The 15,409-nt window shown below is 42.2% G+C and carries 16 protein-coding genes; 6 read left to right on the top strand and 10 right to left on the bottom strand.

What is annotated here, in order from left to right:
- Window positions 1–145: 145 nt before the first annotated feature.
- The 3 genes from QQK00_RS06620 to lolB form a co-directional block, all read right to left on the bottom strand.
- Complete coding sequence (locus tag QQK00_RS06620) at window positions 146–1,093, bottom strand: ribose-phosphate pyrophosphokinase (RefSeq protein WP_284216694.1); 948 nt, start codon at window positions 1,091–1,093, stop codon at window positions 146–148.
- Between the two features lie 93 nt (window positions 1,094–1,186).
- On the bottom strand, window positions 1,187–2,035 hold the full coding sequence (gene ispE / locus QQK00_RS06615; protein WP_284216693.1) for a 4-(cytidine 5'-diphospho)-2-C-methyl-D-erythritol kinase: 849 nt from the start codon (window positions 2,033–2,035) through the stop codon (window positions 1,187–1,189).
- Window positions 2,036–2,039: 4 nt separating this feature from the next.
- Window positions 2,040–2,651 carry a lipoprotein insertase outer membrane protein LolB gene (gene lolB, locus QQK00_RS06610; protein WP_284216692.1) on the bottom strand — a complete coding sequence of 204 codons (612 nt, stop codon included), beginning with the start codon at window positions 2,649–2,651 and terminating at the stop codon, window positions 2,040–2,042.
- A 201-nt stretch (window positions 2,652–2,852) separates the two neighbouring features.
- On the opposite strand from lolB, the gene hemA reads away from it, so the two are divergent.
- The 5 genes from hemA to kdsA are packed head-to-tail and all read left to right on the top strand — an operon-like array spanning window position 2,853 to window position 7,410.
- A complete protein-coding gene (gene hemA, locus QQK00_RS06605; protein ID WP_284216691.1) occupies window positions 2,853–4,124 on the top strand; it encodes a glutamyl-tRNA reductase in 1,272 nt (423 codons plus the stop codon).
- A 15-nt stretch (window positions 4,125–4,139) separates the two neighbouring features.
- A complete protein-coding gene (gene prfA, locus QQK00_RS06600; protein WP_284216690.1) occupies window positions 4,140–5,231 on the top strand; it encodes a peptide chain release factor 1 in 1,092 nt (363 codons plus the stop codon).
- A 21-nt stretch (window positions 5,232–5,252) separates the two neighbouring features.
- Window positions 5,253–6,131 carry a peptide chain release factor N(5)-glutamine methyltransferase gene (prmC, locus tag QQK00_RS06595; RefSeq protein WP_284216689.1) on the top strand — a complete coding sequence of 293 codons (879 nt, stop codon included), beginning with the start codon at window positions 5,253–5,255 and terminating at the stop codon, window positions 6,129–6,131.
- Between the two features lie 60 nt (window positions 6,132–6,191).
- Window positions 6,192–6,551 carry a SirB2 family protein gene (locus QQK00_RS06590; protein ID WP_284216688.1) on the top strand — a complete coding sequence of 120 codons (360 nt, stop codon included), beginning with the start codon at window positions 6,192–6,194 and terminating at the stop codon, window positions 6,549–6,551.
- Window positions 6,552–6,564: 13 nt separating this feature from the next.
- Window positions 6,565–7,410 (top strand): 3-deoxy-8-phosphooctulonate synthase, encoded by an 846-nt coding sequence (kdsA, locus tag QQK00_RS06585; protein WP_284216687.1) that lies wholly within the window; start codon window positions 6,565–6,567, stop codon window positions 7,408–7,410.
- Window positions 7,411–7,496: 86 nt separating this feature from the next.
- Here kdsA and QQK00_RS06580 read toward each other — a convergent pair whose 3' ends face one another.
- The 5 genes from QQK00_RS06580 to QQK00_RS06560 form a co-directional block, all read right to left on the bottom strand.
- The gene (locus QQK00_RS06580; RefSeq protein WP_284216686.1) at window positions 7,497–8,741 is read right to left on the bottom strand and encodes an adenylate/guanylate cyclase domain-containing protein; all 1,245 of its coding nucleotides are present in this window, start codon (window positions 8,739–8,741) and stop codon (window positions 7,497–7,499) included.
- Window positions 8,742–8,768: 27 nt separating this feature from the next.
- Complete coding sequence (gene purB, locus QQK00_RS06575; protein ID WP_284216685.1) at window positions 8,769–10,151, bottom strand: adenylosuccinate lyase; 1,383 nt, start codon at window positions 10,149–10,151, stop codon at window positions 8,769–8,771.
- A 15-nt stretch (window positions 10,152–10,166) separates the two neighbouring features.
- Window positions 10,167–10,790, bottom strand: coding sequence for a high frequency lysogenization protein HflD (gene hflD / locus QQK00_RS06570; protein WP_284216684.1), 624 nt, complete (start codon window positions 10,788–10,790; stop codon window positions 10,167–10,169).
- The gene (gene mnmA, locus QQK00_RS06565) at window positions 10,787–11,998 is read right to left on the bottom strand and encodes a tRNA 2-thiouridine(34) synthase MnmA (protein WP_284216683.1); all 1,212 of its coding nucleotides are present in this window, start codon (window positions 11,996–11,998) and stop codon (window positions 10,787–10,789) included. Before mnmA ends, hflD begins: the two co-directional genes overlap by 4 nt.
- A gap of 185 nt (window positions 11,999–12,183) precedes the next feature.
- Entirely contained in the window at window positions 12,184–12,729 is a 546-nt protein-coding gene (locus QQK00_RS06560) for a pseudouridine synthase (RefSeq protein ID WP_284216682.1), read from the bottom strand.
- A 77-nt stretch (window positions 12,730–12,806) separates the two neighbouring features.
- Between QQK00_RS06560 and QQK00_RS06555 the strand changes: the two genes are divergently transcribed.
- On the top strand, window positions 12,807–13,301 hold the full coding sequence (locus tag QQK00_RS06555; protein ID WP_284216681.1) for a GNAT family N-acetyltransferase: 495 nt from the start codon (window positions 12,807–12,809) through the stop codon (window positions 13,299–13,301).
- Between the two features lie 36 nt (window positions 13,302–13,337).
- Here QQK00_RS06555 and QQK00_RS06550 read toward each other — a convergent pair whose 3' ends face one another.
- Window positions 13,338–14,192: an SDR family oxidoreductase gene (locus QQK00_RS06550; protein ID WP_284216680.1), complete on the bottom strand. Its 855-nt coding sequence runs from the start codon at window positions 14,190–14,192 to the stop codon at window positions 13,338–13,340.
- 81 nt (window positions 14,193–14,273) lie between these two features.
- The gene (locus QQK00_RS06545) at window positions 14,274–15,407 is read right to left on the bottom strand and encodes a Kelch repeat-containing protein (RefSeq protein WP_284216679.1); all 1,134 of its coding nucleotides are present in this window, start codon (window positions 15,405–15,407) and stop codon (window positions 14,274–14,276) included.
- Window positions 15,408–15,409 lie beyond the last annotated feature (2 nt).

The following is a 15,409-nucleotide window of genomic DNA, read 5'->3' as shown; positions in this document are numbered from 1 at the left end:
CTTAATTTGGCTAAAATAAGGGCTATATATTCAAGTGCTAATATATGTCCACCTAGGCTAAGTTGTATTACATCAGGCATAAAAAAACCGCATAAGTTCAAATACCCCATGCGGTTCTATTAGTCTCTGTTAGTTACCAATACATTTAGTATTCAAACATTGCAGAGATAGATTCTTCATTACTGATACGACGTATTGTCTCGGCCAACATTTCCGACAGCGTTAACATCTTTACTTTCTCAAGCTTTTGGATTTCTTTACAGAACGGAATACTGTCGGTGACGATAATTTCATCAATAACAGATTCTTCCAAATTCTTCGCGGCATCTCCCGAAAATATTGCATGGGTTGCATATGCATACACCCGTTTTGCGCCATGTTCTTTAAGTGCTTCCGCCGCTTTTGCAAGTGTACCACCCGTATCAATCATATCGTCTACAATGATACAGTCGCGGTCATTTACATCCCCAATAATGTTCATTACCTGAGCAACGTTTGCTTTAGGGCGACGTTTATCGATAATGGCAAGATCAGCGTCATTCAATAATTTAGCTGTGGCACGCGCCCTAACAACACCGCCAATATCTGGCGATACTACTACGGGTGACGTAAAGTCACGCTTAAACATATCGTCAAGTAAGATTGGCGTACCAAAGGCATTGTCTACCGGTACATCAAAGAATCCTTGGATCTGTTCAGCATGTAAATCAACGGTAAGTACTCTGTCCACACCGACGCTTGATAAGAAATCAGCAACAACACGTGCGGTGATTGGTACACGGGCACTACGAACACGACGGTCTTGTCTGGCATAGCCAAAATAAGGGATAACAGCGGTAATCCTGCCAGCAGATGCGCGTCTAAAAGCATCTATCATGACAATCAGTTCCATTAAGTTATCGTTTGTGGGGGCACATGTTGATTGGATAATGAAAACGTCAGAACCACGCACGTTTTCATGGATTTCAACACAAATTTCGCCGTCACTAAAGCGACCTACACTGGCATTTCCAAGTTTAGTGTATAGACGTTCGGCGACTTTTTGAGCAAGTTCAGGAACAGCATTTCCTGCAAATAGCTTCATATCTGGCACAAGATATTCCTCAGTGCAATATTGAATCAATGTTGTCTGATTTGGCGTAAGGCAAACATTGAAAATTAATGTAACGTCTTTAGGTGTTGACTATTACCTAAGAATACCTTCAAGTTGTGTATGCAAAATAGACTGTTGAGTGCCTTTTGCGACAAAACCTGTAAATTCATCTGGTAGTTGTCGGAGTACATGATGGGCTTCTGCTTCTGTCGAAAACATTGCAAAAACACTCGCTCCCGTACCCGTCATTCTCGACGGTGCGTAGTGTACCAACCACTGTAATAATTTTGCAACCTTAGGTTGCAGATTACACACTAGTTCCTGGCAATCATTCTGAGTGTGCTTGTACGTATATTTGTCGTAAGAGATAAGCGGAGTATTCCTAGGTAAATCAGGATGTTGAAACACTTCTGACGTGCTTACATGTACGCCGGGATTGGCGACTAAAAACCACTTGTCGGATGTCTTTACCGGGATGATTTTTTCGCCAATACCTTCTGCAAAGCCGGTTTGCCCTTTTATAAATACCGGTACATCTGCACCTAATGAGGCGGCAATCGGGAGTAGAGTATCTATAGGTAAATTAAGTCGCCATAACTTATTTAAGCCAAGTAACACCGTGGCTGCGTTAGATGAGCCACCACCAATACCCCCTCCCATTGGTAACTGTTTTTTGACATGAAAAGACGCACCTTGCGACACCTTGGTATAGTTTTGTAATGTCTTAGCGGCTTTTATTATAAGATTATCGTCTTCTGGGATACCAGGCATCAGGGTGGTCATCGATAGTTTGCCTGTTGAATTGACTTCAATACCGATTTCATCACCCACATCTAAAAGTTGAAACAAAGTTTGCAATTGGTGATAGCCATTTTCATAACGGCCGCAAATATGCAAGAAAAGGTTAATTTTGGCCGGTGAGGGCAACCATGTTACGTTCAATTTACTACCCTTTCCATTTATCTATTCGGATAATCAGGCGTGTGCCGTCTATGCTATTTTTTAGCGTTAATTTGCTAGGTAATACCAACGACTCTTGTGCTAATGCAAATTCACCGTAGCTGCCATAACTTATTTGCCATACTTCACATCCCGAACAACTGGGGGTGAGTGTTTTAATTAAACCATTGTCGTAGCGCGAAATAGTATCATTTATTTGAGCTTGGCCTGACATCCAAACAGCTAAGGAGGAGACCGGAATTGACCACCCGGTGATATCTACAATCAATCGATTAGGCGACGTGTCTTGCCATTCTTTGCCGTCTGCTTCTAATGTAGCTATTTGACCATCATACGCCAATCGCGCAACGGTTGAGCCAACAATGGTGTTGAGTGACATAGTGTAAGTTGCATTTTCTTGCTGCCAACTTAAATAACCGCTTTTTCTTTCCTCAGGGGTTATGACGGCAAGCTTGCCGGACAATTGCCACTTTGCTGGGAGTGACTGTTGATTGCTAACAATGCTCTGCTGACTAAGATCTGGTTTGCTCACACATGCACCTAACGTCCAAACGCATACTAATATACAAAGACTGCGCAATGCAGTGTTATTCGTCATTGGCCTTCCTTTACTATTGTTGTTTGTTGTTTCTGCATTTTCTCTCGTTTAATGTAAGGTGTAACGTTTACGACAAAAGACATAGTGTTTATGACAAAAAATATGTTCCATTATCAAGCATTTGTTAATCTTTTATTTTAAAATACCCAGTATTTTACTACAATGCGACGATTTTAGATAAAGGTACCTTCAATCAGTTCCATGCCGTTCGTTTCTATCGGGATTAATCATAACTCTGCTTCTGTCGCGTTGCGGGAGCGTGTAGCGTTTACGCCCGATAAATTAATGCGGGCATTATCTAGTTTTGTGAATACTGGCAGTGAGCAAGAAATTGTTATTTTGTCTACATGCAATCGTACAGAAATATATGCTGCTAATGGTTTAGACGAAAATGCGCTGCAAAATTGGTTAGCAGATTTTCATAGCGTTGATAAAGATGCTTTGCTACCACATGTATACAAGCATGATACAGAAGGCACGATCACGCATTTAATGCAGGTAGCGTCCGGCCTTGATTCTCTAATATTGGGTGAGCCCCAGATTTTAGGGCAAGTAAAGCAAGCATATGGTGAAGCAAAGCGCGCAGGTACTGTCGGTACGCAATTAAATAAACTATTTCAAACAACCTTTGCAGTGGCCAAACAAGTTCGCACGCAAACGGACATTGGAGCCAATGCCGTGTCTGTTGCTTTTGCTGCCGTACAACTTACTAAGCAGATATTTTCTTCCATCGAAAAAAGTAGTGTGTTGTTAGTCGGTGCGGGAGAAACCATTGAATTAGTTGGTCGGCATCTGTCAGAACAACGCGTTAAGCGTATTGTGGTGGCTAACCGGACACTTGAAAATGCACAACGCCTCGCTAACGAACTCAATGGTGAAGCTATTACTATTAGTCAGATACCTTCACATTTGGCTGGTGCGGATGTCGTGATTAGCTCTACTGCAAGCTCACTACCTTTGATTGGCACCGGCATGGTAAGTACTGCACTGAAGCAACGCAAACATAAACCAATGTTACTGATTGATTTAGCGGTGCCACGTGATATTGAGACGGAAGTCGAAGCCTTAGATGACGCGTATTTGTATACGGTAGACGATTTACAAGATATCATTTCTCAAAATTTAGCAAATAGAGAGCAAGCGGCAGCCCATGCGAGCGCACTTGTTGATGAAAAGGCCGCGGAATTTTTGCAATGGCTAGAGCATGCTAAGCATGTTGATTTAATTCGCAGTTACCGAACACAGGCAGAATTGCTGACAGAAGAATTATTGGCAAAAAGCCAAAGTTTGCTTTTGCAGGGAGAGAACCCATCAGAGGTGCTATCTAATCTGGCAAATAAGTTATCTAAACAGTTAATGCATGGCCCAACAAAAGCCATACAGTTAGGCATTCAATCGAAGAATATGGACGCAATCGACGTATTAAAAAACGGATTAATGCTTGATGATAAAAACGTCAATAATGACGAATAGACAAACAGGATATAAATGAAAGACTCTGTTATATACAAACTTGAAACATTGGTTGAGCGTTTTGAAGAAGTACAGGCACTATTAGGTGATCCAGACGTTATTGGTGATCAAAATCGATTTAAGGCTTTGTCAAAAGAATATTCGCAGCTAGAAGAAGTCGTCAAACAATTTGGTGAGTATAAACAGGCGCAGGAAGACCTTGAGTCTGCGAATGAAATGTTACAAGAAGACGATGCTGAAATGCGTGAAATGGCGCAAGAAGAATTAAAGGTAGCAAAAGCAAACCTTGAAAACTTGGATACGTCCTTACAAGTCTTATTGTTGCCAAAAGACCCGAATGACGATAACAGTTGTTTTCTTGAAATTCGGGCGGGGGCAGGTGGCGATGAAGCAGGTATTTTTGCCGGTGATTTATTTAGAATGTATTCACGTTATGCTGAAAGTAAAGGCTGGCGCGTAGAGCTTATGAGCGCTAATGAAGGTGAACATGGAGGATACAAAGAGGTTATTGCCAATGTTTCTGGCGATGGCGCATATGGTATTTTGAAATTTGAATCCGGCGGTCACCGGGTACAGCGCGTGCCTGAAACAGAGTCTCAGGGGCGTATTCATACGTCAGCATGTACGGTTGCCGTTTTGCCCGAAATTCCTGAATCAGAGGCAATCGAAATAAATTCTGGTGACTTGCGTATAGATACGTTTAGAGCTTCTGGGGCTGGTGGGCAGCACGTTAACAAAACCGATTCTGCGATTCGTTTAACCCACTTACCAACCGGCTTGGTTGTTGAATGTCAAGATGAACGTAGTCAGCACAAAAACCGCGCTAAGGCGATGTCAGTGCTGCAAGCGCGCTTAAACCAACTAGAGCAAGACAAGCGTGACGCTGAAGAAGCAAGTACACGCCGTTCACTCGTTGGAAGCGGTGACCGCTCAGAGCGTATTCGCACGTATAATTTTCCGCAAGGTCGTGTGACTGACCATAGAATTAACTTAACCCTGTATAAATTAGATGACGTGATTGCGGGTGACTTGGCAGCCTTAGCTGATCCAATTCGTCAAGAGCATCAAGCGGACTTACTAGCCGCACTTTCAGGCGATGGGCAATAAGAAGCAGGGGGCGTACGCTCGATGCTAATTAGAGAAGCTGTCGCGCGCGGCAAAGATATTCTGTTAAAGGCGCAACAAATGCCGCAAGCACAAGGCGAGCACTCGGTCGCATTGCAAGATGCAGTATTTGAAGCAAAATTGCTAATGCAGTCCTTGCTCGATATTAGCCCGGCACAATACATACTTGCGTCGGATGATTTATTGCCTGATGCGCTTCAGGATACCTACTTTTCTTTCATTCAACAGCGTAGTGAGGGTAGGCCAGTCGCCTATATACTTGGCAAAACAGGATTTTGGACCTTAGATTTATTGTCCAACGAACATACACTGATTCCCCGAGCGGATACGGAAACATTGGTCGAGTGGGCGATTAACCTCAATATAGCTGAGCAGCCACAAGTATTAGATTTAGGTACTGGCACTGGTGCAATTGCGCTAGCTATTGCCAAAGAGCGACCTCGTTGGCAGGTAACAGGTCTCGACCGTATCGAGGGAGCCGTTGCCTTAGCTAAGCAAAATGCTGCAATGAACAAACTGTCCGTCAGTTTTGTGCAGAGTGACTGGTTTTCTGTACTAGAAACCGAAACACCAAAGGCATTTGATCTGATAGTGAGCAACCCGCCTTATGTCGAGCCTGATAGCAAATATCTAAGGCAAGGAGATTTGCGTTTTGAACCACATTCGGCATTGATAGCAGAAAACAATGGTATGGCTGATATTCAAAAAATCGTCGAACAAGCGCCTTTGCACTTGAATTCAAAAGGTTGGCTGTTGATTGAACATGGCTTTGAACAAGCACATGCAGTGCAAACACTCTTCTCTAAACATGGTTTTTCGTCAATTGAAACCAAATGTGATTTAAATCTTCAGCCCCGAGTGACTGGTGGTCTACTTATTTAAAATGCTAGTATTTATACATTGAATATATAAGAAATATAAAAATAAGGATTTACAATGTACATGATGTTGAAACACCTTCACCAAACGTCCATGGTTTTGTCTTTAGTGATCTTTTTTGTGGCGTTTGCAGCAATAATGTTCAAATTACCGTTTGCTCAAAAAAAGTGGCTAAAAATACTTCCACACATTCTATACACCATCGCCATCATCACGGCGGTAACTATGATTGTCCAAGTAGGGGCGTATGATCATAAATGGCTGGCATCAAAAGCCTTAGGTTTTGTGTTGTATGTGCTGTCTGTGTCGTTTGCGCTTAAATGGGCAAGAAACAACATGATGCGAGTAGTGGGCTTAATCAGCGCTATCGTATGGCTAGCCGTTACAGCAAGCGTCGCTATTTCAAAAAACAGTTTATTTTAATTAAGGAAATTTTATGAGTACGATCACGCAAGTGAACATCGGTAATATTCACGTTGCCAACGATAAGCAGTTTGTTTTATTTGGTGGAATGAATGTATTGGAATCACGTGATCTTGCTATGCGAATCGCCGAAGCGTATGTTGAAGTGACGCAAAAATTAAATATTCCTTATGTGTTTAAGGCCTCATTCGATAAAGCCAATCGTTCATCAATGTATTCTTATCGCGGCCCGGGTATGGACGACGGCCTAAAGATTTTTGAAGAAATAAAAAATACCTTTGGTGTGGCTGTTATTACCGATGTGCATGAACCACATCAGGCTGCACCCGTAGCTGAGATTGCAGATGTTATTCAATTGCCCGCGTTCTTGGCTAGACAAACTGACCTTGTGGCGGCTATGGCAAAAACTGATGCTGTTATTAATGTGAAGAAGCCGCAGTTTTTAGCGCCTCATGAAATGCGTCATATCATTAAAAAGTTTGCAGAGGGTGGAAACGAGAAAATTATCTTGTGTGAGCGCGGCAGCTGTTATGGTTACAACAATCTTGTGGTCGATATGCTCGGTATGGACGAAATGAAGCCAATGGCACCGGTGATTTTTGATGCAACGCATGCCCTGCAGAAACCAGGTGGTAGAAGCGACTCTGCGGATGGTCGCAGACGCCAAGCTGCAGAACTAGCACGAAGTGGCATGGCCTTAGGCTTAGCGGGTTTGTTTATTGAATCTCATCCAAACCCCGACGACGCTAAATGTGATGGACCTTGTGCCTTGCCATTAGATAAACTTGAACCTTACCTGCGACAGATGAAATCTATTGATGAATTAGTGAAGAGTTTTGAGCCTTTGGATATTCAATAACACATGGCGTTATCTACGCCCAGTATATGATCTGGGCGAATATTGTAAATCTTCGTGTATAAGCTCATAACTAAGCATTTGCTCACTCACTCCGAATGAGCAAAAGATGAAAACTCAGTCAACCCTAAGCCTTTAAGTTCAACTTTATTTAAGGCATTAAATTTAATATCACTTTCACTCAATTGATGTGTGTTTTTATCCACTAAAACCTCTCCAGCTTGGGCATAGGCTTCTAATCTAGCGGCTCGAATAACCGTCTCTCCCCAGATATCGAAATTTGGATGAGCGGGATTAATAACACCTGCGTAAATGATACCGCTGCCAATACCTATTCTGCAATTCAGGTCAGGATAGTATGGCGATGAATTTACAATACCTTGCAGGGCTGCACTGAGTTTGCAAGCATCTATTGCCTGTGTTTTACAATTCGTCCCGTCGTCAATATTTTGGTTTAGGCCGATAACGAATATGTATTGGTCTCCATTGGTTTTTACTCGGTGCGCGTTGTATTTTTGTGTTTCATGGTCAAAAGCGACAAATAGTTGCTGAAAATGTGTGAGTGCTTTTTGTTCTCCAATACTGTGAATTAAATTTGTCGAGTTTACAAAGTCGATATATCCGACACTACAATAGTTCGCCTGCATATTGCTCGTCGTCGGGGCGTCTAAGCTTGGCTTAGCAGCGCCGCTTAATTCAGATAAACCCGATTGAAAACTTATTGGAATAAGTTTGTCGACAATGTATTTCCGTTGATTGTTGTGTTGTTGCAATGATTGCCAATTGGCGTTAATCATAAAGCGCAAATGAAATGCACAAGCGACGCAAGATAGCATGAGAGTGAAACTATTGATTGCGGCTAAATGCACTAAATTAGGTTTGTTAGTTGAAAGGGGATCGACACTTAAATGAAAATAAACAAAGCAGCTTAAGAGCAGCGCTAACACACAGTAAAACTCGTTCGATTCATGCTTTTTATAAAGTAAACTTGCAATGAATATTGCCAATAGGTAGAAGTACTGTAAGTTGAGGTTTAATTGCCAGAGGTAACAGGCAACACCTATATAACTGATATATAAAGAAAACAATAGAGTGCGAGCTATCTTAAATAGCCCTTGTTGTAATAATGCCCAACAAGCTAAAAAGCCGACAAGATGTATTAGCATGTTGACCAAGTGCGTATGGTGTTCATTAAACCATGCTAATTTAAGTGATTGAATTGAAACAATCGAACATAGAATTAGTATGATTCTAGAAAGTATTTGGTGACGCGTAAATTGTGTGTATTGAGAAGGGGAGTGTGCGACGCGATTGCTCACATTCGTCTCTTCCATGATGACCAAATGTGAGCATAGTGTGGCTTATTTGAGTGCGTCTTCCAACTGATCTACCAGACGGATTGCATCACCAATATAATTAGCAGGTGTCAGTGTTTTAAGTTCTGCTTTTACTTCAGTACTTAGCTCAAGGTTGTCTATAAAATCAGCCATGATCTCGGCGTTTACTTTTTTACCTCGCGTGAGTTCTTTCAATTTTTCATATGGCTTTTCGATACCGTAGCGTCGCATGACGGTTTGAATTGGTTCAGCCAACAATTCCCAATTATTGTCAAGATCATCAAGCAAGGCCTGTTCATTTACTTGTAGTTTGCTGATGCCTTTCAATGTCGCTTGATAAGCAATCACAGCGTAACCAAGGCCAACACCAAGATTACGTAATACAGTCGAATCTGTTAAGTCTCGCTGCCATCTGCTCACGGGCAATTTTGCGCTCAAATGGTTCAGTATTGCGTTTGCAATACCTAAGTTGCCCTCTGAGTTTTCGAAGTCAATTGGATTAACTTTATGCGGCATTGTCGACGAGCCAATTTCGCCGGCAATGGTTTTTTGTTTAAATAACCCTAGTGCGATATAACCCCATACATCGCGATCGAAATCGATGATGATGGTATTAAAACGTGCAATTGCGTCATAAAGTTCGGCGATGTAATCATGTGGTTCGATTTGTGTTGTAAATGGATTATGTGTGAGGCCTAAACTCGCAACGAAATTTTGTGAGAACGCATGCCAATCCAAATTAGGGTATGCACTGAGGTGCGCATTATAATTGCCAACAGCGCCGTTGATTTTACCTAATATTTCGACTTGTTTAATTTGTACTAACTGTCTGTGTAAACGCACGGCAACATTTGCCATTTCTTTACCCATCGTAGATGGTGAAGCTGGCTGTCCGTGGGTGCGCGACATCATCGGCATACTGCGATATTCTTTTGCCAATGCGACAATTGCATCAATAACTTGTTGACACTGAGGAATGACAACTGCCTGCAAGCCGTTGGTTAACATTAACGCGTGGGACAAATTATTAATGTCCTCGGAAGTACACGCAAAATGAATAAATTCATTGACGGCATTAAGTTCTTCTAGGCCTTCTACTTTTTCTTTTAAAAAATATTCAACGGCTTTGACATCATGGTTAGTTGTGCGTTCTATATCTTTAATACGTTGTGCATCTAATTCACTGAAGTTATCAACGATGCTATTTAGTAGGGCATTTGCGTCGTCGCTAAAGGCGGGTACTTCAATAATTTCTGCCTGCTCAGACAACGTTTGAAGCCAGCGCACCTCTACCTCAACGCGGTGTTTAATGAGTCCGAATTCACTGAAAAAAGGACGTAAATCGGCGGCTTTACTACCGTAACGACCATCAACGGGAGAAAGCGCGGTTAAGCTTGATAAATCCATTAGATTTCCTAGAAGTTAATTCACAAGACGCATGGCTTCGCGAGCCGATGCAACAATTTTTTTGCGTGAAAAAAGTATATCTCTGCGTCGCCCACCTAACTGTCGCCACAGCACCGTCGATCGAATACCTGCAAGCAGTAAGGCGCGTACTTTTTTCTGATTTGATTCAATACCTAAATGTTCCGGGTTACCGGCTACCTGAATTTTAGGTGCCAACGGGCTAACAATATCTGAATATATACTCGCTAGAGAGGAGATAATTTGTTGATGCTCAAAGTCGACATGTGCTAATTGACGCTGCACATGCGATACGCGCTGCGCCAACTCGTTGAGTGCATTCTTATTTTTCGCCAGTTTACGTTCTAAACTAAGAATTGAGGCGATATACCGTGTGAGTTCTGCATCTTTTTGCCCGCTATTATCTAACTGTGCTACGAGTGTTACAAAGCCAACACGCAAATTAGAATTTGCGCCATACACTTGTTGGGTGTTCTCAGGGGAGGTGACTAAAATACTTGAAATGCTCGCTTCAAGCGCATCAGCATCTACTACGCCGCGCCTTGCAATGGATTTTACCAATGCGGCTGCTTGGCATGCTCCCGCTAGCGCAAGTTGTCTTTCTTGGTCTTTTGTTATCATTTATTTTCTTCTACAGCGGCGCTTGAATAGTGAGTGCTCATACCGTCATTTTCGACGCTTTGTTTGTCTGAATCTTTAAGAAAGGCATCAATAATACCGCCACCAAGACATATATCGTTCATGTAAAATACGGCTGATTGCCCGGGGGTGACGGCTTTTTGTGGTTCATCAAATATTACTTTGATGCAATCTTCACCATTTGGGTAAAGTATGCAAGCAATGTCACTCTGTCGATAACGAGTTTTAACGACCATTCTCGTTGGTTCGTTAAAGTTAGTGCGGTCAACCCAATGTAGCTGAGAGGCAATTAATCCGTTTGAGTAAAGCGAGGGGTGATTGGCGCCTTGTGCGACAACAAGTACATTTTGCTCAAGATTTTTGCCGACAACGTACCATGGATCTTCACCATGGTCTTTTGTGCCGCCAATGTACAAGCCTTTGCGTTGCCCAAGCGTGTGATACATGAGCCCTTCGTGTTTGCCTATTTCTTCACCGTCCACGGTTTCGATAATACCGGGTTGCGCGGGTAAATATTGACTCAAAAAATCTTTAAATTTACGTTCGCCAATGAAACAAATACCGGTACTGTCCTTTTTATTGTGCGTCACTAATCCGTTTTCTTCCGCAATTTTGCGTACGTCCGGCTTTTCTAAATGGCCAATAGGGAATAACGTTTTGCCCACTTGCTCATGGTTAAGGGTATACAAAAAATAGCTTTGGTCTTTGTTTTGATCTAAGCCCCGGATCATCTGCCATTTCCCATCATGCAAGCGGCGTTGCACATAATGCCCGGTGGCAATGTAATCTGCCCCTAAATCTTCAGCGGCAAACTCCAAAAAAGCCTTAAACTTGATCTCTTTGTTGCACATGATATCGGGGTTTGGTGTGCGACCAGCTTTGTACTCTTCTAAAAAATACTCGAATACATTGTCCCAATATTCCGCTGCAAAATTTATGCGATGTAATTTAATCCCGAGTTTGTCTGCAATTGCTTGTGCATCCGCTAAGTCTTCAGCGGCGGCGCAATATTCATCGTTGTCGTCTTCTTCCCAATTTTTCATGAACAAGCCTTCCACTTGGTAGCCTTGCTGTTGCAATAACAGGGCAGATACGGAGGAATCAACACCACCTGACATACCAACAATAACCTTAATGTTGGCGTTGCCTGTTGTGGCAGAATTTGTGCTTGTTGTGACTGAGGTATTCATTCAGTAATGGGTACTCTTTAGCTGAGGCTGTAATGCTTACGATACATAAATGCTAGACAAATCAACCTAAGAAATTAATAAATAAATTTACGTAAATTTTTCGAGCGCGGAGTATAGCAGATAATGTGTTTTTTGGATATTGCTCTAGGCTATCTATTATGCATTTTTTATGTGCATTTATGGTATTAAATAACGGTGTACTCGCCGTTTGCAATACCATCAATTGTCCAACTGCCTACTCGGTAACGGATTAAACGTAGCGTAGGGTGTCCAATATGCGCAGTCATGCGTCTCACTTGACGATTACGCCCTTCGGTGATTGTGATTGACAACCAACTCGTTGGAATTTCTCGGCGCTCTCGAATAGGTGGGGTACGCGGCCATATTTGTGGTTCGTCTATTATCTTAATTTTGGCAGGGAGTGTCATACCGTCTTTAAGACGTACGCCTTCACTTAGCTTTGCGAGTTTTTGTGCGTTTGGTATGCCTTCTACTTGCACCCAATAGGTTTTACTTGTGTTTTTTTTCGGACTTGTAAGTTGATTTGCTAGCTTTCCATCGTCAGTAAGTACAAGAAGACCTTCGCTGTCCCTATCTAAACGTCCTGCCGCATATACATTGGGAATATCGATATAGTCTTTGAGAGTCGCTCGACCTTCTTGGTCGGTAAATTGTGTCAGTACCATAAATGGTTTATTAAAAAGTACTATTTTTCGTTTTTTTGTATTCACTAAGTGCTATCTTGTTTACTTAACCATTTGAAATTATACACCAAAATTTTGGCGAAACACTAAGGTAAGCATACGCAATGTCGAATATTATAATCCGTGAAGCGAGCGTTAATGACGCTGCGCAAATTCACCATTTCATTACTGAACTCGCAATATATGAAAAAGCAGAACATGAAGTAATCGCTAGTGTAGACGATATAAAGCGCTCAATATTTGGCGAAGAGTCTACTGTTTCAGCACTCATATGTGAAAAGGAAGATAAGGGTAGCGTTGAAGCAATTGGCTTTGCTGTCTACTTTTATAATTACTCAACCTGGCTAGGAAAAAACGGTTTGTATTTAGAGGATCTTTACGTTTCACCTGGATATCGTGGTCTGGGTGCCGGGAAAGCCTTGTTAAAACAACTGGCCAAAATAGCGGTAAGTAAAGGTTGCGGACGTTTTGAATGGAGTGTACTTGATTGGAATACGCCATCTATCGAGTTCTACGAATCAATAGGTGCCAAGCCAAAAAGCGAATGGATAGGGTATCAACTAGCAGGAGATACCCTTGTTGACTTTAGTCAGTCTTAACGCAGTAGCCGTTTAATTTGGCAATGAATGAATCATTCACAAAATAGTTTCAACAATTTGCTGTTGAATCTTTTTACCATCAGGATCTGCTTGTGTTTTGAGTTTGGCAAAGTTTTCAGCCCATTCCGATGTTCTTACTCTAATGGGGGGATTATCGTTTGTTAGCACTTCGATGACTTTGTCTGCGACTTCGTCGGCACTTTGGTAAGCGCCATTATTTGCAGCTCTGCTCTGTGCATTGCTTATATATTGTTGCAATACAGGTAAATAATCACCTTGAGGCATGCCACCAGTTTGCTCTAGTTGTGTCAATACAGAGTTTGCAAACTCTGAACTTATGCCGCCGGGCTCAACGACAGAAAAGTGAATACCAAAGGTTGGTTGTACGTAGCTTGCAAGTGACTCTGTGTACCCTTCGACGGCGAATTTAGCCGCGCAGTAAAATTCATTAAACGGTTGACCAACTAAACCGCCAACAGACGTAATATTAATAATATGCCCGCGTCGTGCTTCTCGCATATGTGGCAATACCGCTTTGGTGCAGCGTACAACCCCATGAAAGTTAACGTCCATTACCCAATCAATCTCTTCGGGTGTTGCATGTTCCGTTGTTTTTACGAATCCTGCGCCTGCGTTATTTATGAGTACGTCAATTTTTCCTGTTTTTGCTATAACGCTAGCAATACACGTTTTAACGCTTTGCTCGTCTTGAACGTCGAGCGGCAATATTTCAACCGGTAGACCTTTATCAGATATTTCACTTCGTAGCTTTTCAGCCTTACTGAGGTTTCTCATGGTGGCAAATACTTGGTAGCCAAGCGCTGCAAGTTTTATTGTAAGTGAATACCCTAAACCCGTTGAAGTGCCAGTAATTAGCGCAATTTTGTGCATGAATTAATCCTACTTATATTTGTATCTGATTTGAGTATTAGTTAATGAGACAGTTCAATTTATCTATATTTAAACGTTACGTCATTTTGATTGCTCAAAATGAATGTTGACGGTATTTAATACTTCTTGCTGGCTGTTCATTCCACCAATGGTGGCGAAGTTGTTTTTGTCCTTTTGTGATAACTTGATTAGTCCGCGATGATCCATCGTTTCAAGATTTCCGGCCTTAACTGACCAAGTGTTTTTGTGTATATCATAAATCCAAACGCTGCCGTCGGCGGTTGATGGTTCACCGTTATACCCAATGCCATTATAGTTATACGGATTGTCACTGCCACCGACAAACATAAGCTGTTGACGCTCGACATCGCCGTAGGCGGCCATTCGATATCTAGCCTTACCGGTTGGGTGAGCCAAGGTTCGCCAATCAATTTTATTTGGATTGTCTGTTGATATTTTTCCTATAAAGCAGGCAGGTTCAGCGGTAAAACTTCGTCGCTTATTGGCATAGTATTTAACACTCACGCCATCGCAAATAACGATGGTGTCATCCACAATACCGCCGGCATGGCCAAACACGGGCCTCCCGGGGAAAGGAGATGCTTGTTGCCATGTATCGCGCTGTGTATCGAACACTTGAACAAGGTTAACATTGCCATCGTTGTGCCAACCGCTAAACAAATAAATGTAGCGAGACTGATACGTAAGTGCAATGCTATCGTCTACGGGGACTGGCATAGGCGACATCTGCGTGAATGTGTCAGTGTCTACTGCGTATTTGTAGACATCTGGTATGGATACTTCGGTATGGTCATAGCCAACTGTATAGCCGCCAAACACATATGCATGTTTACCAATACTTGTCGCAACGCTCGCCAAACGACCAAATAGTCGGTGCTCTTCACCCGAATCATCAATAGATATCACTGGTGCTTGAATGGGTACATCTTTTCCTCTTTTCCATGTGTTGTCTTGAACGTTAAAAATATACGTTCTGTTGTGTACATTAGGGGCTTTTTTACCTTTGCCCAAGCCAGAAAAAGACAAAATATACTGTTGATCACCAACAACAACGGAGGTAACTGCGTTATTGCTGACGGCTTCTGGTATAGGCGCGACGCTTTTCTGTGTAATTAAGTCAGTTAATGCTGCGGCCGCGGTACCTGCAATTAACATAACAAACAAGAAGGTCAGTGTATGTTTTATATACGGCAATA

This window comes from Agaribacter marinus, assembly GCF_030160655.1.
GTDB lineage: Bacteria > Pseudomonadota > Gammaproteobacteria > Enterobacterales > Alteromonadaceae > Glaciecola > Glaciecola marina.
Note: the sequence above shows the minus strand (reverse complement) of the source record. Positions and strands in the feature narration are given on the sequence as shown.

What these genes read in the sequence shown, in the direction of transcription:
- lolB (WP_284216692.1), bottom strand. Translation starts at nt 2,651, where the DNA reads ATGACGAATAACACTGCATTGCGCAGTCTTTGTATATTAGTATGCGTT.
- QQK00_RS06580 (WP_284216686.1), bottom strand. Translation starts at nt 8,741, where the DNA reads ATGGAAGAGACGAATGTGAGCAATCGCGTCGCACACTCCCCTTCTCAA.
- mnmA (WP_284216683.1), bottom strand. Translation starts at nt 11,998, where the DNA reads ATGAATACCTCAGTCACAACAAGCACAAATTCTGCCACAACAGGCAAC.
- QQK00_RS06550 (WP_284216680.1), bottom strand. Translation starts at nt 14,192, where the DNA reads ATGCACAAAATTGCGCTAATTACTGGCACTTCAACGGGTTTAGGGTAT.
- QQK00_RS06555 (WP_284216681.1), top strand. Translation starts at nt 12,807, where the DNA reads ATGTCGAATATTATAATCCGTGAAGCGAGCGTTAATGACGCTGCGCAA.
- kdsA (WP_284216687.1), top strand. Translation starts at nt 6,565, where the DNA reads ATGAGTACGATCACGCAAGTGAACATCGGTAATATTCACGTTGCCAAC.
- hflD (WP_284216684.1), bottom strand. Translation starts at nt 10,790, where the DNA reads ATGATAACAAAAGACCAAGAAAGACAACTTGCGCTAGCGGGAGCATGC.
- hemA (WP_284216691.1), top strand. Translation starts at nt 2,853, where the DNA reads ATGCCGTTCGTTTCTATCGGGATTAATCATAACTCTGCTTCTGTCGCG.
- prmC (WP_284216689.1), top strand. Translation starts at nt 5,253, where the DNA reads ATGCTAATTAGAGAAGCTGTCGCGCGCGGCAAAGATATTCTGTTAAAG.
- prfA (WP_284216690.1), top strand. Translation starts at nt 4,140, where the DNA reads ATGAAAGACTCTGTTATATACAAACTTGAAACATTGGTTGAGCGTTTT.
- QQK00_RS06590 (WP_284216688.1), top strand. Translation starts at nt 6,192, where the DNA reads ATGATGTTGAAACACCTTCACCAAACGTCCATGGTTTTGTCTTTAGTG.
- purB (WP_284216685.1), bottom strand. Translation starts at nt 10,151, where the DNA reads ATGGATTTATCAAGCTTAACCGCGCTTTCTCCCGTTGATGGTCGTTAC.